Here is a 22,111-nt window from a genome sequence, read left to right as displayed (position 1 = left end):
CCTTGTCAGGTGCCGCCGCCCGCGATCAGTCGGATGTCCCGGCCCCCGTACGGGCGCTCCTCGGTGCTCCAGCGTTCCGGCCAGCCGGGGAGCGGGGGCTCCGGGTCGCTCTTGAAGCGCACGCCCTGGAAGTGGACCCCGCTCCCGAAGAGCGCGTCCCGGAAGTCCACCGGCTGCTCGAACGTGGTGTCGGTACTGGTCAGTTCACGCTCCCAGGTGGAGGACGCGAAGGTGACGGGGCCGGCGAACCTGGTCCCGCTCAGTCTGACCCGACCGCCGAAGGAGGTGCCCGCGAGGTCGGCCGCGCCGGCCACGTGCATGGCGCTCAGGTCCGCGGCGTCCTCCAGCACGGCCCGCGCGAAGGACACCTCCCCGTGGAACACGGCGTTCGTGTAGGCCGCCGGGCCGCGGAAGACCGTACGCCGGAAGCCGCTCGCCGCGTGGAAGCGGCTCCGGTCGAAGGCGCCGCCGTCCTGGAACACCGCGCCGTCGAAGGAGGCGGGGCCGGTGAAGGTCGCTCCCACGAACGCGGCCCGGCCGCTGAACACGGCCCGCACGAAGGAGGCGCGGTCCGTGAACTCGACGTCCACCCGGTTCCAGCCGTCCACGAAGTGCGCCCGGTCGAAGGCGGCGGGCCCCAGCCGGACGGGTCCCGAAGAGCGGGGCTCCAGCGCCGAGAGCAGGCGTGGGAGCAGACCGTCCGCGAAGGTGGTGCCCCGCAGGTCCACCGGCGCTCCCGGGACGAGGGTCGCCAGGTAGGCCCGCTCCTCCTGCGCCTCCAGGTGCGCCAGGCACCGCCCGTACCCGGGCAGTCGGATGCCGGCGCAGGCCGCCGACCCGGCCACGTCGACCCCACAGGTCGGCCAGTCGACGGTCTCGGCCAGGAGCCGGTCGGCCTCCATCAGGGCGTACCCGAGCCGTTCGGCGGCGGGTTCCGGGGCGACGGACACCCAGCCCTCGTCCGCGGTGCCCACCCGTTCCAGCTCGACCGGGTCGGGGAACCCGAACAGTCCGTCGAGGTCCGCGTGCAGGCGGTGGGACACGGCGAGGACCAGCGTCCCGGAGGCGGCCGTCCTCCGCAGCAGCTCGAGCACCGCGGGATGCCGGACCAGCCGGCCGGCCTCGCGCGTCCCGAGGCCCAAGGCCACGGCGAGGGACGGATGCGTCCCCTCCATCCACCGGTCTCCGTACCCGACCGCGACCCCGCGCAGCGCGGACAGCAGGTGGCCCGCCCTGGCGTGGGCACTGGGCGGTTCCACGGCGACGAGCAGCGGCTCGTCCCCCTGGCCACCGCTCAGCCGCCCGCCGACACAGGCCCGCGAGATGAGCTCGACCAGCATGTCCCTGGTCTCCGCGATCGGCGAACTACCGATCGGGATCAAGCCGTCGTCACCGGGCAGTACCGCCAGGCACACCCCGGTGTCCGGGTCCTCGGCCCGCCCGGATCCCTCCAGCGCCGCGCGGAAGCCCGGCTGTTCCAGCAGGGCGTCGGCCAGCAGGAACACCATGCGGTTGCGCCAGACCGTGTGGACGACGCCGACCAGCGCGCCGTCGACGGAGACCGGGCCGCCCCGGAAGTGCGTCCAGCCCTCCGGTTCCCCGGAGAGCCGGACGAGTTCGCCGTTACGGCCGCCGTCGTGCGGGGCCGCCTCCCCGGTCAGCGCGAGCGGGTCCCCCTGGTCGGTGCGGCCGTCGATCCGTAGCCGGTCCACGCGGTGGTGGTCCGCCGCCGACAGCCAGGGCAGCGGCTGCGCGCACAGGGCCGGGTCCACCAGGTCCTCGTCGGCCCGGAGCAGCAGCATCCGGGGCGTCGCGTCGTCGGACCACACCGTGCGGCAGGGGATCTCCCGATCGGCGGGCCGCACCCAGGTCACCGCGCCCGGCGCGGGTGGTGCGTCGCCGACCGTGAGGACCAGCCGTGGCGTCAGCAGGGTGCCGACCTCCTGCGGCTCGGGCACGGCGTCGTGGCGGACCCGGACGACCCGGTCGGCCAGGCCCGGCTCCCGAGGGGGCCGCGCCGCGAACGGCAGGGCTCCCTCGGCCACGCGGCGCACGCCGTCCCGGCCCGTGGTGACCCGAGTCGCGGAGAAGTCCGGGCCGGTGCTCCGGTTGCGGGACATGAACTCCCAGACCCGGCGCCGGACCAGTTCCCGTACGGCGGCCACGTCCCCCCGCAGCTGCGAGCCGAGCAACGCCTCCCGTACGCCGGGCAGGAACTCGAACTCCACCTCCTCCGGGTCCCGTTCGTCCTCCCAGGTCTCGAAGAGTCCGCCGAGGGCGACTTCGGCGAGGTGGCCGTGCTCCGAGTCGCGCAGCAGGGATCTCCGTACGAGGGTCATCACGGGCAGGGTCAGCGGTACGGCGGCCAGGTGGGCGGCGAGCCGCTGGGCCGTCGGCGAGGCGCTCGCCCGGAAGCGTTCCACCACGTCCAGGGCGCTGAGGCCGCCGGCCGGGGCGGGATCCTCCGAGGCGCTCGCGGCGGCGGGTTCGGTGTCCAGGCGCAGACAGGCCAGGCGCCGCCACCGGCCGTCCCCGGAGACCACCCGCACCAGCCTGGCCAGGCTGCCGGAGGCGACCCCGACCACGGGAACGACGGGAACCACGGGGAGGCCGGGCGGGGCGGCGGTGCGGCGACGGCCGGCGCGGGCGCTGCGGGCGGCCGGGACCCGCTGCCAGGAGCGGGTGGCGGCGGCCGGTCGGTCGGCCCGGACGGCGAAGGGGACGGGCCGGACGGCGCCGCGTGTCCAGAGTCGTTCGGGCAGGACGTTCAGTACGGCCACGGCGTTGTGGGCGCACCAGTGCCGGAGCATGCTCCGCATCGGGGCTTCCCGCCAGCCGCCCGCGACGGTGTCGGAGAGGACGAGGATCAGCCGGCGGCCCGCCGGGTCGGCCAGTTCCAGGGGGTTGCGGGGCGGGCCGTCGTGGCCGTGGGTGACCATCGGGGTCGCGCCGGGGCCGGTCCCGGTCAGCTGCCAGGTGCGCACGTCGCGGAAGACCCCGCTGCGGGTCAGGACGCGGCGGAGTTCGTCCACGTGGTCCGACCAGAGCAGCATGGAGTGGTGGGTGTCGACGACCAGTGCCAGGTCCAGCCAGCGGCTCTCGGCGGGGCGCAGGACCGGGGTCGTCACCATGCGCTCGATGCTGCGTTCCACGGTGAGCTGCTCGTCCAGTTCCTCCCCCGGGCCGCCGATGGAGCGGCGACCGACGGGCCGCAGGGAGCGCATCAGGGCGAGCGGGTCGTCGAGGGAGGCGGCGCGGGGCAGTCGCAGGGGTGAGCCGCGGCGTTCCGTGGCCTCGTCGGCCGGTTTCCCGGCGAACTCGCGGCGGGCGGCCGGGAAGAGCTGGACGGCCGGCTCGCCGCCGGGCGGGGCGCCGGCCCCGGGGGTGGGGCCGGCCTCGGGTGCAGGGGGGTCGGGGGGCGGCGGCCGCTCGCCCGGCGGGTCGGCGCCGAGGTCGCCGGGCGGGTGGGCCCCGGCGGGGTCCACGCGGGCCGCCAGCCACAGGATGTCGGCGATCTCCTCCGCCCCGATGCCGGTGCTCGGGACGCTGCCGTCGGCGAGGGCCGCGAGCAGCTTCTCGATCACGCCGTGGGCCCGGTCAGGTGCTGCATGACGGTGGCGAGGAAGCGTTCGCGGTCCGCGGGCGCGGACCAGGCGCCGGCGAGGCGGAGTTGGATGGCGTTGAGGAGCTGGTCGGTGGCCAGGTCGCCGTCCTCGCCGCGGTCGAGGAAGGCCTGGACGAGGTCCTGGTACTCCTCGCCGGAATCGATGTCGACACCGAGCCGGCGGCGCACGATGCGCGCGAGTTTGTCCGGGCCGGGCGGCTCCAGGTGCAGGCGGACGCAGCGGCGCAGGAAGGCGGGCGGGAAGTCGCGTTCGCCGTTGCTGGTGAGGACGACGATGGGGAAGTAGCGGCACTGGACGCGGCCCTGGGCGATGCGTACGACCGCGTCGGGGTCGTCGTCGGTGCCGATGGCGACGGTGGGGTCCTCCTGGGCGAGGCGGGCGAGTTCGGGGATGAGGAAGCCGCCGTCCTCGAAGACGGTGAGGAGGTCGCCGGGGAGGTCGATGTCGCTCTTGTCGATCTCGTCGACGAGCAGCACGCGGGGGCGGTCCTGCGGGAGCAGGGCGGTACCGAGGGGGCCGAGGCGCAGATAGCGGGAGATCGAGGGGGCGGAGGGAGGAGGGTCCTGCGCGGGCACGGTCGCGGGTGCGGTCGCGTTCGTGGTCGCGGGTTCGGCCGGGTGCGTGGCCGCGACCGCCGCGGGGTGTGCTCCCGGGGTGCGCAGTTGCTCCAGCCCGGCCTCCTGGAGGCGGCCGATGGCGTCGTACAGGTACAGCCCGTCCCGCAGGACGGTCCGGCTGGTGATCGGCCAGTGCAGTACGGGCCCCAGGTTCAGGTCGGAGGCGATGCTGTAGGCGAGGGTGGACTTGCCGACGCCCGGCTTCCCGGTGACGAGCAGCGGCCTGCGCAGGTGCAGGGCCGTGTTGACCACGTCCTTCTCCGGTTCGTCGGGTACGTAGCCCTCGCCGCGCCGCCAGGTGCGCTCCCAGGCCGCTCCCGCGCACCCGGGCGGCGCGTATCCGGGGTCGGGGGCGCCGGTGAAGTCCCGCCAGGGTGGCGGGAATCCGGCCTCCAGGCGGGCACGCCGGTCCGCGCCCTCGCCGGTCCCGTGGTACAGCCACCAGTCCTTCACCACTGCCTCTGCCTCCATCGTCGGTTCCGCCGTCGGTCGGTGGTCGGGGTCAGGCCAGGGACCGGAGGCCCGGCATGTCGTCGGGATCGTCCCACAGGAGCACCAACTGGTCTCCCCCTGTGGGCGGTTGGTGGGCGTGTGCGGCTCCCGCGGCGGCGCGTGCGGCTCCCGCGGCGCCTACGGCGGCCGCCCGGCGCACCTCCCGTACGCGCGCGGGCAGGGCCAGCACGTCCAGTGCGCCGGGGTCGGGGCGGCCGTCCGGCCCGGCCGGAGCCAGCAGGTCGAGGAGGGCGGGCGCGGGCAGGCCGCCGCCGCGCCGCCATACGGCCACCGGGAGCCCGCCTTCGAGTACGGCTTCCAGCAGCCCGGCGTGCGGGGCGGCCGTGGTGTGCGCGAGGACGCAGGCGGGCGGTGGCTGCGCGGCCAGTTCCATCCCGAGCGCGTCGGTGACCTCGTCGTCCGTGACGATCCGGACCGCGTCGGGGTGCCGGCCGCCCTGGGCGTGCAGCCAGCGCCAGGTGCCGTGCCACTCGGCCCGGGTGTCCGCGCGCTCCTGCGGGCAGCGCACCACCACCTGGTGGAGCAGGCCGAGGGCGCGGCGCCGGCCGGCCGGCCCGCGGGGCACCGGCCACTGGTCGAAGTCGGCGTCGAGCAGTTCGTACGGCACGTGGAACTCGACGCGGTCCACGGCGGTGTACGCCTGCCGCCCGGCGTCGCCGTCGGGCTCCGACGCATCGCCGATGAGGGCGAGTTGCCGTACGAGCTCCTCCCGTACCCGGTCCAGTCCGACCGGCGCTCCCTCCGACTCCCAGATGTGTCGGACCTGTTCGCCGCGCAGCCACATCCGGGCCAGGAATCCGGCCTCCCCGCCCGGCGGTGTCTCCAGCCGGACGTGTACGACCGTCCGCCGGGCGGGCGGCGGGGGTGGGGGCAGCACCGGCAGGGCGAGGCGCTCGCGGGTGGCGCGCACCCACTCCCCGAGCCGGTCCGCCCACGGGGTGTCGCCCGCGGTGGCGGCCCGGTCCGCGAGGAAGCGTACGAAGGGCACGGCCAGCGGCATCCCGCCTCGGCCGCCCTGCCGCTCGTCCAGGTCCTGGACCACCTCCAGCAGGCCCTCCCCCGGCAGGCCGGCGTGCGCCGGTGTGGTGCAGCCGGCCGCCTTGAACGCCCACGCGTAGGCCTCGTGGGCGCAGCGGGGCAGCTCGCGGCCCTCGAAGAGGGTGCCGAGGCCGTCCCAGGCCGCCTGGTCGAGCTTGGCGGCCCGGGGCAGTGCGGCCCGGGACAGGTCGTCGTCGAGGAAGGAGCAGGCGTCCCAGTCGCGGTCGACGATGAACTGCGGCAGCTGCCAACCCTCGCCGCGTTCGCGCAGCTCCTGGAAGGTGCGGTGGATGCTGAGGGCGGCGCCGGGCAGCCCGCTGACGCTCTCCCGTACGGAGCGTCCGCCCAGTTCGCCGAGCAGGGCCTCGGTGAACCGGCCGGCGCCGCGCTCGGCGTCGTTCTGCGCGACCTCGCCCTCGCGGGAGGCGTAGAGCCGGAACTGCCTGCGGCCCGGGACGGAACTCCCGCCGCCGTAGTCGGTGTTGCCGAAGTTCCAACGGGTGTCGCGGGGCGCGTCGACCCGGCAGGAGTCCACGAGCGCGGCCTGGAGCGGGAAGCGGCGTTGTTTGACGAGGTCGGTGCGCCACCAGCGCAGCGCCGAGTCGAGGTTGAGGTGCCTGATCTGACTGGGGCGGGCGTCGGCGCAGGGCAGCATCAGCTCCTGGCGCGGCCCGAGGTAGCCGTGTCCGGCCCAGAAGATCCACAGCAGGTCGCCGTCGCACTGCGGGAGTTCGTCGAGGAGCGCCGATTTCACGTTCTCCTCGGTCGCCGGCCGGTAGGCCGTGCGCAGGGCGGTCATCGCCGGGGCGTCCGTCCAGTCGAGGTCGCCCGGTTCGTCGAGCGGGGAGAGCAGCAGCCGGACGTTGCCGGGCGGCACCTCGGCGGGGCCGGTCAGCCACCGGGCGAAGCGCAGGGCGTCGCGGGCCGGGCCCCGCAGGTTCCAGCGGTGGCTGATGTCGTAGCGCTCGACCCCGGCGACGAGCGCGAAGGTGCGCTGCGGTCCGAGGGCCGGGGGCAGGAAGTCGGCGGAAGTCACCCGATCCCCGCCTCGGTCACCGCCTGTTCGATCCGCTCGTAGAGGGAGTCCTGTTTCCAGTAGGCGCTGTGGCAGGCAGGGAAGGGCTGGCGGCTGCGGATCTCGTGGTCGGTGACGCGCGCGTCGCCGGGGAAGACCGGTTCGGCGAGGTAGGAGAGGACGTCGTGCCGGTCGTAGACATTGAGCCAGCGCGGGAAGCCGTACGGGAGCTTCGCACCGGGTTCGAGCGCGGCCAGCGCGCCCAGTTCGTGGAGGAAGGGGGCCTGGGAGCCGACGGTGACCAGCAGCTCGGCGCCGGGGACGGCCTCGCCGCGGGCGGCGGCGAGGGTGAGGAGGTCCACGAGGGCGATCCCGCCGAGGCTGTGGCCGATGAGTACGGTCGGCCCCGGATCGGCGGTGATGCGGGTGTGCAGGAAGTCGCGGAGCTCGTGGCCGCGGGACTGGTAGCGCAGGATGTCGCCGAGCACGGGGGTGGCGCCGACGGTGAGGGAGCCGCGTCGGGCGTCGAGGAGCGGCTGGGTGGTGACCCGCAGGGCGAGCCGGCCGAGGACGGCGGCCACGCGGGCGCCCGGCACCCGGCCGTCGCCGCCGAGGCGGGTGGTGAGCAGTTCGACGAGGCGGTCGCGTTCGGCGGCGGTGCAGTCGGCCTCGTCGGTGACGGCGGCGGTGGCGAGGGCGGTGGCGGTCACGGCCCGGGCGAGGGCGGTGGCCAACTCGCGGGCCTGCGGCTCGTCGGTGGCGCGGGCCGCGGCCCGGGCCGCCTCGGCGGAGTCGGCGGTGGAGTCCAGGGCGGCGGCGAAGCCCGCGACGAGGCCGGTGCCGTGCAGCAGGGCGCCGAGCTCGTCCCCGGTGCGTGGCGGTGCCGGTGGTAAGGCTTCCAGCAGGGCGAGCACCCGGGGGCCGGCGGCCTGTACGCCGGGCATCGCGAAGCCGTCGTCGTGGTCCGCGTCCTCGCCGGCGTGGGCGGCGTCGGCCGCGTGTCCGTCGTCGCGCTCGCCGGGGCCGGGCTGCCGGCCGAGCTCGGCCAGGACCCGCAGCTCGCACAGCGGGTCGGCGAGCAGCAGCGCCCACTCGGCCGTCTCCGCGTCCACGGGGTCGGGCGCGTCCTGCGGGGTGGGGCGCATTCCGGGCACCGAGCGGCCGCCCGCGCCGAGGGTCGCGCCGAACCGGTCACCCCAGTAGCAGGATTCGACGGCCGCTCCGTGGAATCTGTCCGTCAGCCGTTCCCGGACCAGGGCGAACAACGTGTCGTGCCGCTCGCGCCGTACGCCCGTACCGTGGACAAAGAGAAAACGCATCGCAGCCCGGCCCCCCTCGCGCAGTCGTCCCCCGCCCGGCACCATAGCCCGACGGGGGTAACAGGGGCCATGGAACGTCGAGTTCGGCGTGCGCGGGCGGATCGGGGGCCGCCGGCCGGGGAATCGGCGGCGGGGGCTGTGAGCACGGACACGTCCTCCCGTCGGAACCCGGGCCGCCGCTCCCCCATCGAACGAAGAGTCTGAATGCGTCTGGGGCGGGAGTACCACATGGTCGGCAAGGTTGACGGGCGGGAACGGGAGCGGGGCCGCCGGTCCGCCCCGCGAGGCTCCATGGTCGTCGGCCTGCTGTGCACCGTGGTCCTCGCGGGCGTCGGCTACGCCGCCTGGGAGCTGCGCGGTATCGCCGCCACCCGCGCGGACGGCGATCCGGCGCAGGGCGTCTACCAGCAGGACCCCGAGCGGGCCGACAGGACGGCGGCCGCGGTGCTGGACGGGATCGTGCGGGAGGACCCGGAGCCGCCGAAGGACGACAAGGCCTTCACCGACGGCGGCGGCGCGGTGGACTGGCGGTACGCCGGGTGGCAGCCCTCCGACCCCCTGGAGGCCCGGCCCGCCCCGGCCGAGCCTGCCGTCGGCGCGCTGTTCTCCCCGGGCGGCGACGGCGACCCCGACCACCACTGCTCGGCCGTGGTGGTGCACTCCCCGCGCGGCGACCTCATCGCCACCGCCGCGCACTGCGTGTACGCCGGCGGCTTCCGCACCAACCTGGCCTTCGCGCCCGGCTACCGGGACGGGGTGGCCCCGTTCGGCATCTGGGTGCCGACCCGGATCGACGTGGACCCGCGCTGGACGGAGGGCCAGGATCCCGATCACGACGTCGCCCTGCTCCGGCTGCGCCGGCCGGGCTATCCGGGGCAGCGGTTGGAGGACGTCACGGGCGCCCTGACCATGGACTTCGCAACCGAACTACCGTCGCCCGCCCGCCTCATGGGCTATCCGAACTACGCCGAGCAGCCGGTGGAGTGCCGGAACACGGCCGTCCTGGCCGGGCCGACGCAGGTGCGGCTGGACTGCGCGGACGTACCCAACGGGACCAGTGGCGGACCGGTCCTGACCGGCCGCGGCAGCCTGGTCGGCGTGATCGGCGGCCGGGACGGGGGCGGGGACGAGGAGACCTCGTACAGCGTCCGCTTCGGCGACGCGGTCCGCGCCCTGTACGAGCGCTCCACGAAGTCCTGAGCGGTCTCGGACTTCGCCCGGTCCGGCCCGGTCCCCGGCCGGGGCGGTCGTGACGGCCGCGGGTTTCTGGGTGGTTGTCCGGCTCGTCGTCGTTCATGCCGCAGATTCTGCTGTGCGGGGGGGGGCGCGCGCGGCAGTCCCGAGCCGGGGCGCCCGGAGGCGACCCGGGGGCGGGCGGACTCGTTCCGGGGCGCCGGCGCGATCCGCTCAGCGCGGCAGGGCGGCGTACGAGACTCCCGTGAGCTTCTCGGAGGCGGCCCACAGCAGCTCGCCGGACGTGTCGTCGAGGGTCCAGCCGGCCCGCCAGGACCGGGCGGGCGCCCCGCGCCAGCCGAACCGGGGGCCGATGAACGCGTCCGGCTCGACCCCGGGCGCGGTGGCCGCGTAGAGGGTGGGCAGGGCGCCCGAGGAGGTGGGCTGGGCGAGGACCGCGTTGCCGAGCGCCGCCGCCCACGAGGTGAGGGTGGGGCCCTCCAGCTTCGACGCCCCGGAGTGAAGGTTGCTGGAGGCGTAGCCGGGGTGGGCGGCGACGGCGGTGATCGGGGAGCCGGCGGCCGTGAAGCGGCGGGCGAGCTCGTGGGTGAAGAGCAGGTTGGCGGTCTTGGAGCGGCCGTAGGCGATCCAGCGCCGGTAGCCGTGCTCGCCGCCCGCGTCGGCGAGGCCCGCGTCGTCGGGGTCGATCCGCCCCAGCACGTGGAAGCCGCTGGAGACGTTGACGATCCGGGCCCCGGAGGCGGCGGCGCGCAGCCGCGGCAGCAGCAGTCCGGTCAGGGCGAAGTGTCCGAGGTGGTTGACCCCGAACTGCGTCTCGAATCCGTCGGCGGTCCGCCCGTACGGCAGGGCCATCACACCCGCGTTGTTGATCAGCAGGTCCAGCGAGGCGTGCCGCTGCGCGTAGGCGGTGGCGAACTCCCGTACGGAGGACAGGTCGGCGAGGTCCAGCGGCAGGAACTCCGCCCGTGCCTGCGGGACCTCCGCGCGCAGCCGGATCACGGCGGCCCTGCCGCGGGCCGCGCTCCGGCAGGCCAGCACCACCGAGGCGCCGCCCCGGGCGAGCTCGCGGGCGGTGACGTACCCGATCCCGCTGTTGGCCCCGGTCACGACGGCGACGCGGCCGCTCTGGTCGGGGATGTGCGTGGCGTTGCGGCCCGGCATGGCGGCTCCCTCGTGAGGCAGTGGGTTACCGAGGGTAGTCCGGGGGTGTTCCGGGGCTGTCGCCGGGCCGGGGCCAGGGCGGCGCGGGTCGTGGATCCGCAGGCCAGTAGGCTGCGGCGGGTCCGCCCTCTTCACCCCCTCCCGCTCCCGTCCCCGAGGAACCGCGCAGTGAGCTCCCCGCCGCCCCCCATGCCCGTGACGGTCGTCGGCCTCGGCGCGGACGGCTGGGCCGGGCTCTCCGCCGCCGGCCGCTCCGCTCTCACCTCGGCCGAGGTGCTGATCGGCGGGCCGCGCCAGCTGGACCTGCTGCCGGTCGCCGAGTGCGCCGGTGAGCGGGTGGCTTGGCCGAGCCCGCTGCGGCCCGCCGTACCGAAGCTGATGGCCGAGCACGCCGGACGCCGGATCGCGGTGCTGGCCAGCGGCGACCCGATGTTCTACGGGATCGGCCGCGCCCTCGCCGAGGAACTCGGGCCGCGGTCCCTGCGGGTCCACCCGCACCCCTCGTCGGTGTCCTACGCCTGCGCCCGCCTGGGCTGGCCGGTGGAGGACACCGAGGTGGTCACGGTGGTCGGCCGCCCGGTGGCCCGGCTGGCGGCCGCGCTCCACGAAGGACGCCGGGTGCTGGTGCTCAGCGCCGGAGCCGCGTCCCCGGGCGAGATCGCCGCACTGCTGCGGGAGCGCGGGTTCGGCCCGAGCCGGATGCGGGTCCTCGAACAGCTCGGGTCCGAGCGCGAGGACACGTACGAGGGCCGCGCCGACACCTGGGACCACGCGCCCGGCGACCCCCTGAACGTGGTCGCGCTCGACTGCCGCCGCGACCCGACCCACGACGCGCCGCGGCTCGGCGCGACCCCGGGCCTCCCGGACACCGCGTACGAGCACGACGGGCAGCTCACCAAGCGCCATGTCCGGGCCGCGACCCTGTGCGCGCTGGCCCCGGCCCCCGGCGAGCTGCTGTGGGACATCGGCGGCGGCTCCGGCTCCATCGGCATCGAGTGGATGCGTACGCACCCCTCGTGCCGGGCGGTGGCCGTGGAGCGCGTCCCGGAGCGGGCCGGGCGCATCACCCGGAACGCGGCGGCGCTGGGCGTCCCCGGCCTGCGCGTGGTCGTCGGGGCCGCACCGCAGGCGCTGGCCGGACTGCCGGCCCCCGACGCCGTGTTCATCGGCGGCGGGCTGACCGCCCCCGGCCTGCTGGACGCGGTCTGGGACGCGCTGGCCCCCGGCGGCCGGCTCGTGGTCAACACCGTCACCCTGGAGTCGGAGGCGGTGCTCGCCGAGCGCTACCGGCGCCACGGCGGCGAACTGGTCAAGCTCGCCGTCGCGCACGCCGTGCCGGTCGGCGGTTTCACGGGCTGGCGGCAGGCGATGCCGGTCACCCAGTGGTCCGTGACGAAGTCGGAGGGCTCGACCGCCGGGTCGACCGAGGAGAAGGATCGAACATGACCGTGTACTTCATCGGTGCCGGCCCCGGCGCCGCCGACCTGATCACCGTGCGCGGCGCCCGGACCCTGGCCGCCGCCCCCGTCTGCCTGTACGCGGGCAGCCTCGTGCCGCGCGAGCTGCTGGCCGAGTGCCCCGCGGACGCCCGCCTGGTCGACACCTCGCAGCTGAACCTGGACGAGATCGTCGCCGAGTACGTACGGGCCCACGCGGCGGGCCAGGACGTGGCGCGGCTGCACTCCGGCGACCCGTCGATCTTCAGCGCGGTCGCGGAGCAGATGCGGCGGCTGGACGCGGCCGGCATCCCCTACGAGGTCGTCCCGGGCGTCCCGGCCTTCGCCGCGGCGGCCGCCGCCCTCAAGCGGGAACTGACCGTCCCCACCGTCGGGCAGACGGTGATCCTGACCCGGATCGCCCAGCAGGCCACGCCGATGCCGCCGGGCGAGGACCTGGCCACGCTGGGCCGCAGCGGCGCCCTGCTGGTGCTGCACCTGGCCACCCGCTACGTGGACCGGGTCGTCGACGAGCTGCTCCCGCACTACGGGGCCGAGTGCCCGGTGGCGGTCGTGGCGATGGCCTCGCGCCCCGACGAGCTGATCCTGCGCGGCACCCTGGCCGACATCGCGCCGCAGGTGAAGGAGCACGGGCTGGTGCGCACCGCCGTCATCGTGGTGGGCCGCACGTTGGGCGCGGAGCAGTTCCGCGACAGCCACCTGTACTCGCCCGAGCGTGACCGGCATGTCTGCTGAGTCGGACCCCCGCCCGGACGGCCGCCCGGCCCGCCACGTCCTGATCCTGGGCGGTACGACGGAGGCCCGCCGCCTCGCGGAGGCGCTGGCGGCCGCCCCCTCGGGCCGGGTGACCACCTCGCTCGCGGGCCGGGTGGCCTCGCCCGTGCTCCCGCCCGGCGAGACCCGTGTCGGTGGCTTCGGCGGCGTCGAGGGCCTCGCGGCCTGGATCGTCGCCCACGACGTCACCCATGTCGTGGACGCCACCCATCCCTTCGCGGAGCGGATGAGCTTCAACGCGGCCGGGGCGGCCGCCCGCACGGGCGTCCCGCTGCTGGCACTGCGGCGGCCGGGCTGGACGCCGCGGTCGGGCGACCGCTGGACCTTCGTGGACTCCCTCGACGAGGCGGCCGACCGGCTGCCCGCCCTCGGCTCCCGCGCGTTCCTGACCACCGGCCGGATGGGCCTGCACACCTTCGCGCACCTCACCGACACCTGGTTCCTGGTGCGTTCGGTGGACCCGCCGGCGCCGCCGGTGCCGCCGCGCCTCGAAGTGCTCCTGGACCGGGGCCCGTTCACCCTGGACGACGAGCGGGAGCTGATCGCCCGGCACCGGATCGACGTCCTGGTCACCAAGGACAGCGGTGGCTCGGCCACCGCCCCCAAGCTCACCGCGGCCCGCGAGGCCGGTGTCCCGGTGCTCGTCGTACGCCGCCCGGCGGTGCCGGCGGGCGTACCGCAGATGGGCTCCGTCGAGGCCGCGCGGGACTGGCTCGCCACGAGCCGGTAGCGAGGCTCCGGTTCTGCCCTGGGGAAAAGGAATTGCCTGCTGGGGCCGGGTCACGTTGGGTGGACGGCATGACCGTGCTGCACACCGAACGCCTCGTCCTGCGCCCCTGGCGGGACTCCGACCTCGATCCCTGGGCGGCGATGAACGCCGATCCCGAGGTACGGGAGCATCTGGGCGACCCGCTCACCCGTGAGCAGAGCGAGGCCTCCCTGGTGCGGTTCCGGGCCGCGTTCGACCGGCGGGGCTACGGCTGGTGGGCCGTGGAGGTCCGGGCCACGGGTGAGTTCATCGGCTTCGCGGGCATGGACGACGTGGACGACGGCATGCCGTTCACCGGGGTGGAGATCGGCTGGCGGCTCGCCCGTGCCTCCTGGGGGGTGGGTTACGCCACCGAGGCCGCTCGGGCGGTCGTGGCCCACGGCTTCGACACGCTGGGGCTCCCCGAGCTCCTCGCCGTGACCACGGCCGGCAACCTCCGCTCCCAGGCGGTGATGCGGAAGATCGGGATGACCCGGAACCCGGCCGACGACTTCGACGATCCCGACGCGCCCGAAGGGCCGCTGCGTCCGAACGTGCTGTTCCGGCTGGAACGGGACGCGGCGCCGGCAGCGGCGGGCGGTGCGCCGGGCTCCCGCTGAGACGGACCCGTACGGGGAAGGCCCGGTGCGCTCGTCGCACCGGGCCTTCCCGCGTGTACCGCCGCGTCCCGCCTCACCCGGTCACGGGTAGCGGCGCGGCGTCCAGGTGATCCTCGAACCGTCGGCCCGCTCGGTGACCTGCGTCTGCGAGGAGCCGATCAGCAGGATCGTGCGCATGTCCACCTCGGACGGCTCCAGTTCGGCGAGCGTGACGATCCGCACCGACTGCTCGGGGCCGCCGACGTCGCGGGCGACGACCACCGGGGTCTCGGGCGAGCGCAGTTCCAGCAGCAGCTCCCGGGCCTGGGCCACCTGCCAGGTCCGGCTGCGCGAGCCCGGGTTGTAGAGGGCGAGCACCAGGTCGGCCGCGGCGGCCGCGCGCAGCCGCTCCGCGATGACCTCCCAGGGCTTGAGCCGGTCCGAGAGCGAGATGGTGGCGTAGTCGTGGCCGAGCGGGGCACCGGCCGCGGCGGCCGCCGCGTTGGCCGCGGTCACCCCCGGCAGGACCCGTACCGGCACGTCCTTGTACTCGGCCTGCCCTGCCACCTCCAGGACGGCGGTGGCCATCGCGAAGACACCGGGGTCGCCGCCGGAGACCACGGCCACCCGCTTGCCGCGCCGGGCGAGGTCGAGGGCGAACTCGGCGCGCTCCGACTCCACCTTGTTGTCGGAGCCGTGGCGGATCTGGCCCGGCTTGACGGGCACCCGGTCCAGGTAGGTGGTGTAGCCGACCAGGACCTCGGCGTCGGCGAGGGCGCGCCGGGTCTGCGGGGTGAGCCACAGCGGGCCGGCCGGGCCGGTGCCGACGACGACGACCTCGCCGGGGCCGGACGGGACGCTGCCCGGGTTGCCGATGCGGCTGGGGAGCACGGCGACGGCGAAGTACGGCACGCTGTCGGCTTCGATGTCGGCGAGGAGTCCGGTGCGCTCGCCGGCCATGGTGGCCCGCTCGACGTAGCGGGCCTCGGCGAGCCGGCCGCTGCTCTCCATCGCGCGGCGGACGGCGGGGAAGGTCCGGCCGAGCTTCATCACGACCGCCGAGTCGGTGGCGGCGAGGCGGGCGGTGAGCTCCTCCTCGGGCAGGGTGCCGGGGAGGATGGTCAGCACCTCCTCGCCCTCGACGAGCGGGGTGCCGAGCCGGGCGGCGGCGGCGCTGACGGAGGTGACGCCGGGGATGACCTCGGCCTCGTACCGGTCGGCGAGCCGCTTGTGCATGTGCATGTACGAGCCGTAGAAGAGCGGGTCGCCCTCCGCGAGCACGGCGACGGTCCGGCCGGCGTCCAGGTGCGCGGCGAGCCGGGCGGCGGCGGCCTCGTAGAACTCCTCCATCGCCCCCTGGTAGCCGCCGGGGTGGTCGGTGGTCTCGGTGGTGACCGGGTAGACCAGCGGTTCCTCGACGTGGTCGGCGCGCAGGTGCTTCGCGGCGATCGAGCGGGCGATGGAACGGCCGTGGCGGGCGCTGTGGTAGGCCACGACATCGGCCTCGGCGATCACCTCGACGGCGCGCAGGGTCATCAGCGACGGGTCGCCGGGGCCGAGCCCGACCCCGTACAGCCGGCCCTTGGCGATGTCGCTCATTCGGCCACGCTCGCAATGGCGTTGAGGGCGGCGGCGGCCATCGCGCTGCCGCCGCGCCGGCCGCGCACGATCAGGTGGTCGAGGCCCGAGGGGTGGGCGGCGAGGGCGTCCTTGGACTCGGCGGCGCCGATGAAACCGACCGGGACCCCGATGACGGCGGCGGGGCGCGGGGCGCCCTCCTCGATCATCTCCAGCAGCCGGAACAGGGCGGTCGGCGCGTTGCCGACGGCGATGACCGAGCCCTCCAGCAGGCCGCGGTCGCGCCAGACCTCCAGGGCGGCGGCGCTGCGCGTGGTGCCCATCTTCGCGGCGAGTTCCGGTACGGCCGGATCGGAGAGCGTGCAGATCACGTCGTTGTCGGCAGGCAGCCGCTTACGGGTGACACCGCTGGCGACCATCTGCACGTCGCACAGGATCGGCGCGCCCGCCTCCAGCGCCGCGCGGGCGCGCAGCACGACCTCGGGGGTGTAGCCGAGGTCCTGCGGGAGGTCGGTCATTCCGCAGGCGTGGATCATGCGCACCGCGACCTGGGCGACCGTGTCGGGCAGCCCGGAGAGGTCCGCCTCGGCGCGGATCGTGGCAAAGGACTGGCGGTAGATGGCCGCGCCGTCCTTCTCGTACTCAAACACGGTGTACTCGCTCATTTCTTCACTACGTCGGGGTCGGTGCGGGCGTCCGCGAGTGCCGCGGCAAGTTCGGTGGGCCGTACGTCGTCGCGTACGGGGCGGCCGGGTGCGGCGAGCCGGTATCCGGAGCCGGTGGCGACCAGATCCACCCAGGCGGTGCCGCGCGGATGCCCGCAGCGGCGCTCGCAGCCGGACCAGTGCACGGGCAGCGGACCGCGCGCCCGGTCGGCGACGGCCCGCGCGTCGGCGCGTACGTCCGCGAGGGATTTCGCGCAACCGGGCCGTCCCGTACAGGCGGTGACGTTCTCCCAGGGACTGTCGGGGGTGAGGACCAGGCCGACCGCCTCGATGCGGGCGGCGGCCCGCTCACCCGCCGAGGGCAGGACGACGCTGCGCCACGGGGTGACGCGCAGCCGGCCGCTGCCCTCGTCGGCGACCTCCACCAGGACCCGCCACTGGGCGGAGTCGATCCGGCCGAGCGGGGGCAGCACGCACAGGGTGGCGCGGTCGTGCCCGCCCGTGCGCGAGGGCCGGGGCGGCGGCGCGTATGGCCGATCCACGGCGCGGGCGGTCTCGGCGGCGATACCGGCGGCGTCGAGACGGCGGACGAACTCGACCTCGTCCAGGGCGTGTTCGGCGGGCAGTTCGGCCACCCGCCAGGCCTGCGTACCGGCTTCGGCGGCGGCGTCGAGGAAGTATCGGGCGGCCAGCAGCGCCGCCCGCGGGGCGTCCTGCCCGGCGAGTTCCACGGCGTCGTCGGACCGACCGAGCCGAACCAGTGCCCGGCCCCGGGAGCGGCCGAGCACGGTCACGTCGGGGGCGAGCGCGGCCACGTCGCCGCGGCCGTCGTCGAAGGCGAACAGGAACCGCCCGGACAGCGCGGCCGCCCAGGGGGCGGCGCACAGCAGCCGGTCGAATTCCACGGCCCAGGCCGACGCGTCGGGCCGGTCGGGTCCGTCCAGGCCGGACAGGGGCGTCGCCACGATGTTCCGTACCCGCTCATGGCTCGGCGCGGGCAGCAGTCCGGCCCGGTCCAGCAGCTCGGCGAGCCCGGCGCCGCACCCGTCGGCCAGGCCGCGCAGCTGCACGTTGCCGCGCGAGGTCAGTTCCAGGTGCCCGTCCCCGAACCGGTCGGCGGCGAGCGCCAGCGCCGAGGCCTGCTCGACGGTGAGCAGCCCGGCCGGTACCCGGACCCGCGCCAGGAACCCGTCGTCCGCGGCGTGCAGCCGCAGCGCACCGGGGCAGGCGTCACCGCGCTCCCGTATGACGGGTTCGTCCCGCGATGCGGCGGAAGGGGGCTGGGGCATGGCCGCGAGCATACCCACGATCGGGTGCCCGCGACCTGTGTCCGTCACCACCCCCACCAGCGACATTCGCCCCCACCACCGCCCAAGCCACCCTTCCGGCCCCGCCCACCCCGTTCAGCACCCCGCCCCGTCCCGCCCCGTCCCAGCCCCGCCGGCGTTTGAGGCGCGGGGTCCGGGGCAGAGCCCCGGCGACGGCGTCGCACCCGGCGGACCACACGGCACACGACCCACCACCCGGCAGAAGCCACCCGCCCCCTAAGATGACCTTCCGGCGGACCACACGGCCCGCCGTCGCCGAGGACGGCGACATGGGAGGAAGCCCGGTGCGATTCCGGCGCGGTCCCGCCACTGTGAACCCCGCGGAGCGATCCGGCGACCGGGGTGAGTCAGGAACTCCCGCTGTCCTCACACTGCCCGGGGCGCGGAAACCCCGAGGAAGGCCTGCCGCCGCATGATCCTGCTGCTGTCGACGTCCGACACCGATCTGCTCAGCGCCCGCGCAGCGAACACGGCGGACGGCCCCGTCCCGTACCGGTTCGCGAACCCCTCCCGTCTCCCCCTCGACGACCTGCCCGGCCTCCTCGACGGGGTCGACCTGGTCGTCGTACGCCTCCTCGGCGGCCTCCGCGCCTGGCAGGACGGCCTCGACCTGCTCCTGGCCCCCGGCCAGACCCGCCCGGTCGTGGTCCTGACCGGCGAACAGGCTCCGGACGCCCAGCTCATGGAGGCCTCCACGGTCCCCATCGGCATCGCGGCCGAGGCCCACGGCTACCTCGCCCACGGCGGCCCGGCGAACCTGGAGCAGCTGGCCCGGTTCCTCTCCGACACCGTCCTGCTCACCGGTCACGGCTTCGAGCCGCCCGCGGCCTCCCCCACCTGGGGGCCGCTGGAGCGCACCCCGCAGCGCACCGAGGGCCCGCGGATCGCGGTGCTGTACTACCGCGCCCACCAGATGAGCGGGAACACCTCCTTCGTGCACGCCCTGTGCGACGCGATCGAGGGCCACGACGCCCAGGCGCTGCCGCTGTACGTGTCCTCCTTGCGCACCCCCGAGCCGGAACTGATCGCGGCGCTGGAGTCGGTCGACGCGGTCGTCACGACCGTCCTCGCGGCGGGCGGCACCAAGCCCGCCACCGCCTCGGCGGGCGGCGACGACGAGTCCTGGGACGCGGGCGCGCTCGCCGGTCTCGGCGTGCCGATCCTGCAGGCCCTGTGCCTGACCGGCTCGCGCGCCGCCTGGGAGGAGAACGACGAGGGCCTCTCCCCGCTGGACGCCGCCACGCAGGTCGCGGTGCCCGAGTTCGACGGCCGCCTGATCACCGTCCCGTTCTCCTTCAAGGAGATCGACGAGGACGGCCTGCCCGCCTACGTCGCCGACCCCGAGCGGGCCGCCCGGGTCGCGGGCATCGCCGTACGTCACGCCCGTCTGCGGCACATCGATCGCCGCGACAAGAAGGTCGCGCTGGTCCTGTCCGCGTACCCGACCAAGCACTCGCGGATCGGTAACGCGGTCGGCCTCGACACCCCGGCCAGCGCCGTGGAGCTGCTGCGCACCCTCATCGCCGGCGGCTACGACTTCGGTCCGACCGAGGGCATCCCGGGGCTGGTCTCGGGCGACGGCGACGAGCTGATCCGCGCCCTGATCGAGGCCGGTGGCCACGACCAGGACTGGCTGACCGAGGAGCAGCTGGCCCGGAACCCGGTCCGGATCCCGGCCGCCGACTACAAGCGGTGGTTCGCGCAGCTCCCGGCCGAGCTGCGGGACAGCGTCACCGAGCACTGGGGCGAGGCCCCGGGCAACATGTTCGTGGACCGCTCCGCCAACCCGGAGGGTGACATCGTCCTCGCGGCCCTGCGCCGGGGGAACCTGCTCATCCTCATCCAGCCGCCGCGCGGCTTCGGCGAGAACCCGATCGCGATCTACCACGACCCGGACCTGCCGCCCTCGCACCACTACCTGGCCGCGTACCGGTGGATCCAGGCGCGCGCCGAGGACGGCGGTTTCGGCGCCGACGCGATGATCCACCTGGGCAAGCACGGCAACCTGGAGTGGCTGCCCGGCAAGAACGCGGGCCTGTCCGCCGCGTGCGCGCCCGACGCCGCCCTCGGTGACCTGCCGCTCATCTACCCGTTCCTGGTCAACGACCCGGGCGAGGGCACCCAGGCCAAGCGCCGGGTGCACGCCACGCTGGTCGACCACCTGGTGCCGCCGATGGCGCGCGCGGAGTCGTACGGCGACATCGCGCGCCTGGAGCAGCACCTGGACGAGTACGCGCAGATCTCCGCGATGGACCCGGCGAAGCTGCCGGCCATCCGCGCGCAGATCTGGACGCTGATCCAGGCCGCCAAGCTCGACCACGACCTCGGTCTGGAGGAGCGCCCGGACGACGACGGCTTCGACGACTTCCTGCTGCACGTCGACGGCTGGCTGTGCGAGGTCAAGGACGCCCAGATCCGTGACGGTCTGCACGTCCTGGGTGGTGCGCCGACCGGTGAGGCCCGGGTCAACCTGGTCCTCGCGATCCTGCGCGCCCGCCAGATCTGGGGCGGTACGACGGCCCTTCCGGGTCTGCGCGAGGCGCTCGGCCTGGACGAGTCCAAGGCCACCCGTACCTCGGCGGACACGGTGGAGGAGCAGGCCCGCGCCCTGGTCCAGGCGATGGAGGACGCGAACTGGTCCCTGGACGCCGTGTCCTCGGTCGCGGCGGACCACCCGGCGGACGTCGCGGCGGTCCTGTCGTTCGCGGCCCGTGAGGTGGTCCCGCGTCTGGCCGGCACCACGGACGAGATCGCCCACGTGGTCGCCGCCCTGGACGGCCGTTTCATCCCGGCGGGCCCTTCGGGCTCGCCGCTGCGCGGCCTGGTCAACGTCCTGCCGACGGGCCGCAACTTCTACTCGGTCGACCCGAAGGCCGTCCCCTCCCGCCTCGCGTGGGAGACGGGCCAGGCCCTGGCCGAATCCCTCCTCACCCGCTACCGCACCGACAACGGCGAGTGGCCGGCCTCGGTGGGCCTGTCCCTGTGGGGCACGAGCGCGATGCGCACGTCGGGCGACGACGTGGCGGAAGCCCTCTCCCTCCTCGGTGTCCGCCCGGTCTGGGACGAGGCCTCGCGCCGCGTCACCGGCCTGGAGCCGATCCCGCTCGACGAGCTGGGCCGCCCGCGCATCGACGTGACGCTGCGCATCTCGGGCTTCTTCCGTGACGCGTTCCCGCACGTCATCGGCCTGCTGGACGACGCGGTGCGGCTGGCGGCCTCGCTGGACGAGCCGGCCGACCAGAACTTCGTCCGGGCGCACGCCCAGGCGGACCTGGCCGAGCACGGTGACGAGCGGCGCGCGACGACCCGTATCTTCGGCTCGCGCCCGGGTACGTACGGCGCGGGCATCCTCCAGCTGATCGACTCCCGCGACTGGCGTACGGACGCCGACCTCGCGGAGGTCTACACGGTGTGGGGCGGCTACGCGTACGGCCGGGGCCTGGAGGGCCGCCCCGCCCGGGACGAGATGGAGACGGCGTACAAGCGCATCACGGTCGCGGCGAAGAACACGGACACCCGCGAGCACGACATCGCGGACTCGGACGACTACTTCCAGTACCACGGCGGCATGGTGGCCACGGTCCGCGCCCTGCGGGGTACCGCTCCCGAGGCCTACATCGGTGACTCCACCCGCCCGGAGACGGTCAAGACCCGCACCCTGGTCGAGGAGACCTCGCGTGTCTTCCGGGCCCGTGTGGTGAACCCCAAGTGGATCGAGGCGATGCGCCGCCACGGCTACAAGGGCGCCTTCGAGCTCGCGGCGACGGTGGACTACCTCTTCGGGTACGACGCCACGACGGGCGTGGTCGCGGACTGGATGTACGACAAGCTCACCGAGACGTACGTCCTGGACCCGACCAACCGCGCCTTCCTGGAGGAGGCCAACCCCTGGGCCCTGCACGGCATCGCGGAGCGCCTGCTGGAGGCCGAGTCGCGCGGCATGTGGGAGAAGCCGGACCCGCAGATCCTCGAATCCCTGCGCCAGGTCTACCTGGACACGGAGGGCAACCTGGAGGGCGAGTCGGAGTAGTCCGCTCCCCGGAACACAGGCCGTCCCCCTCACCCTGCCGAAGGGTGAGGGGGACGGTTCTTTCGTTCAGGCCCACGCGCCCCGAGCACGCGGACCTGGTGGGTGACTACGCCTTGACGGTCTGGTTCAGCGCGACGAGGGCCTGGGCCCAGCGCACGTACTTCAGCTGCCCGAAGTCGGCGACGGTCTTGACCCCGAAGGCCTGGTGCAGCAACTTGCCGTCCTCGTCGCTGACGCCCTTGAGCGCGGCGACGGGTGCCGCGAGCACCTCGGCGAGCGGCTTGTCGGCCCACGCCTTGTCGAGCACCTTGTCCAGATCGATCGCCATGAGCGTCCCTCTCGGAATCCCGAAACGAATATCGGGGCAAACCTAACCCAATCCGACAATCACCCCACGCTCCGACACCCCGGGGCGCTCGACTCGCTCCACACTCACGGAGCCCAGGGGC

At 75.0% G+C, this 22,111-nt stretch carries 15 protein-coding genes and 1 riboswitch; of the genes, 6 read left to right on the top strand and 9 right to left on the bottom strand.

Going from position 1 to position 22,111, the window contains the following annotated elements; translation table 11 throughout:
* Window positions 1-5 precede the first annotated feature (5 nt).
* From OG624_RS31375 to OG624_RS31360, 4 genes are read right to left on the bottom strand one after another with little or no spacing between them, the layout of a single operon-like run.
* A complete protein-coding gene (locus OG624_RS31375; protein ID WP_371640076.1) occupies window positions 6-3,584 on the bottom strand; it encodes an SAV_2336 N-terminal domain-related protein in 3,579 nt (1,192 codons plus the stop codon).
* The gene (locus tag OG624_RS31370; RefSeq protein WP_051763050.1) at window positions 3,581-4,714 is read right to left on the bottom strand and encodes an AAA family ATPase; all 1,134 of its coding nucleotides are present in this window, start codon (window positions 4,712-4,714) and stop codon (window positions 3,581-3,583) included. The genes OG624_RS31375 and OG624_RS31370 overlap by 4 nt, the downstream gene beginning before the upstream one ends.
* A gap of 31 nt (window positions 4,715-4,745) precedes the next feature.
* Window positions 4,746-6,830, bottom strand: a complete 2,085-nt coding sequence (locus OG624_RS31365) for a VMAP-C domain-containing protein (RefSeq protein ID WP_371588704.1) — start codon at window positions 6,828-6,830, stop codon at window positions 4,746-4,748.
* A complete protein-coding gene (locus OG624_RS31360; RefSeq protein WP_371588703.1) occupies window positions 6,827-8,128 on the bottom strand; it encodes a hypothetical protein in 1,302 nt (433 codons plus the stop codon). The genes OG624_RS31365 and OG624_RS31360 overlap by 4 nt, the downstream gene beginning before the upstream one ends.
* A 228-nt stretch (window positions 8,129-8,356) precedes the next feature.
* On the opposite strand from OG624_RS31360, the gene OG624_RS31355 reads away from it, so the two are divergent.
* The gene (locus tag OG624_RS31355) at window positions 8,357-9,328 is read left to right on the top strand and encodes a trypsin-like serine peptidase (RefSeq protein WP_237545718.1); all 972 of its coding nucleotides are present in this window, start codon (window positions 8,357-8,359) and stop codon (window positions 9,326-9,328) included.
* A 207-nt stretch (window positions 9,329-9,535) separates the two neighbouring features.
* On the opposite strand, the gene OG624_RS31350 is transcribed toward OG624_RS31355, so the two are convergent.
* A complete protein-coding gene (locus OG624_RS31350) occupies window positions 9,536-10,483 on the bottom strand; it encodes an oxidoreductase (RefSeq protein ID WP_371640075.1) in 948 nt (315 codons plus the stop codon).
* A gap of 189 nt (window positions 10,484-10,672) precedes the next feature.
* Between OG624_RS31350 and cbiE the strand changes: the two genes are divergently transcribed.
* The 4 genes from cbiE to OG624_RS31330 all read left to right on the top strand — a co-directional run bounded on the left by cbiE (window position 10,673) and on the right by OG624_RS31330 (window position 14,082).
* A complete protein-coding gene (gene cbiE / locus OG624_RS31345; RefSeq protein WP_371640891.1) occupies window positions 10,673-11,929 on the top strand; it encodes a precorrin-6y C5,15-methyltransferase (decarboxylating) subunit CbiE in 1,257 nt (418 codons plus the stop codon).
* Window positions 11,926-12,675, top strand: coding sequence for a precorrin-4 C(11)-methyltransferase (gene cobM / locus OG624_RS31340; RefSeq protein ID WP_033218014.1), 750 nt, complete (start codon window positions 11,926-11,928; stop codon window positions 12,673-12,675). The genes cbiE and cobM overlap by 4 nt, the downstream gene beginning before the upstream one ends.
* Window positions 12,665-13,444, top strand: coding sequence for a cobalt-precorrin-6A reductase (locus tag OG624_RS31335; protein WP_371640074.1), 780 nt, complete (start codon window positions 12,665-12,667; stop codon window positions 13,442-13,444). Before cobM ends, OG624_RS31335 begins: the two co-directional genes overlap by 11 nt.
* Before the next feature lie 68 nt (window positions 13,445-13,512).
* Window positions 13,513-14,082: a GNAT family N-acetyltransferase gene (locus OG624_RS31330; RefSeq protein ID WP_161293691.1), complete on the top strand. Its 570-nt coding sequence runs from the start codon at window positions 13,513-13,515 to the stop codon at window positions 14,080-14,082.
* Between the two features lie 81 nt (window positions 14,083-14,163).
* Here OG624_RS31330 and OG624_RS31325 read toward each other — a convergent pair whose 3' ends face one another.
* From OG624_RS31325 to cobG, 3 genes are read right to left on the bottom strand one after another with little or no spacing between them, the layout of a single operon-like run.
* Window positions 14,164-15,660, bottom strand: a complete 1,497-nt coding sequence (locus OG624_RS31325; RefSeq protein ID WP_161293693.1) for a precorrin-2 C(20)-methyltransferase — start codon at window positions 15,658-15,660, stop codon at window positions 14,164-14,166.
* A complete protein-coding gene (locus OG624_RS31320; protein WP_030715079.1) occupies window positions 15,657-16,304 on the bottom strand; it encodes a precorrin-8X methylmutase in 648 nt (215 codons plus the stop codon). The genes OG624_RS31325 and OG624_RS31320 overlap by 4 nt, the downstream gene beginning before the upstream one ends.
* Window positions 16,301-17,605 carry a precorrin-3B synthase gene (gene cobG, locus OG624_RS31315; RefSeq protein WP_326749305.1) on the bottom strand — a complete coding sequence of 435 codons (1,305 nt, stop codon included), beginning with the start codon at window positions 17,603-17,605 and terminating at the stop codon, window positions 16,301-16,303. Before cobG ends, OG624_RS31320 begins: the two co-directional genes overlap by 4 nt.
* A 279-nt stretch (window positions 17,606-17,884) precedes the next feature.
* A riboswitch (cobalamin riboswitch) is annotated at window positions 17,885-17,989 on the top strand.
* A gap of 55 nt (window positions 17,990-18,044) precedes the next feature.
* Here cobG and cobN point away from each other — a divergent pair.
* Window positions 18,045-21,662 carry a cobaltochelatase subunit CobN gene (gene cobN / locus OG624_RS31310; protein WP_033218009.1) on the top strand — a complete coding sequence of 1,206 codons (3,618 nt, stop codon included), beginning with the start codon at window positions 18,045-18,047 and terminating at the stop codon, window positions 21,660-21,662.
* A gap of 106 nt (window positions 21,663-21,768) precedes the next feature.
* On the opposite strand, the gene OG624_RS31305 is transcribed toward cobN, so the two are convergent.
* Window positions 21,769-21,990, bottom strand: a complete 222-nt coding sequence (locus tag OG624_RS31305) for a hypothetical protein (RefSeq protein ID WP_030715088.1) — start codon at window positions 21,988-21,990, stop codon at window positions 21,769-21,771.
* Window positions 21,991-22,111: the final 121 nt, after the last annotated feature.

Origin of the sequence: Streptomyces virginiae, from assembly GCF_041432505.1 — a bacterium.
GTDB lineage: Bacteria > Actinomycetota > Actinomycetes > Streptomycetales > Streptomycetaceae > Streptomyces > Streptomyces virginiae_A.
Note: the sequence above shows the minus strand (reverse complement) of the source record. Positions and strands in the feature narration are given on the sequence as shown.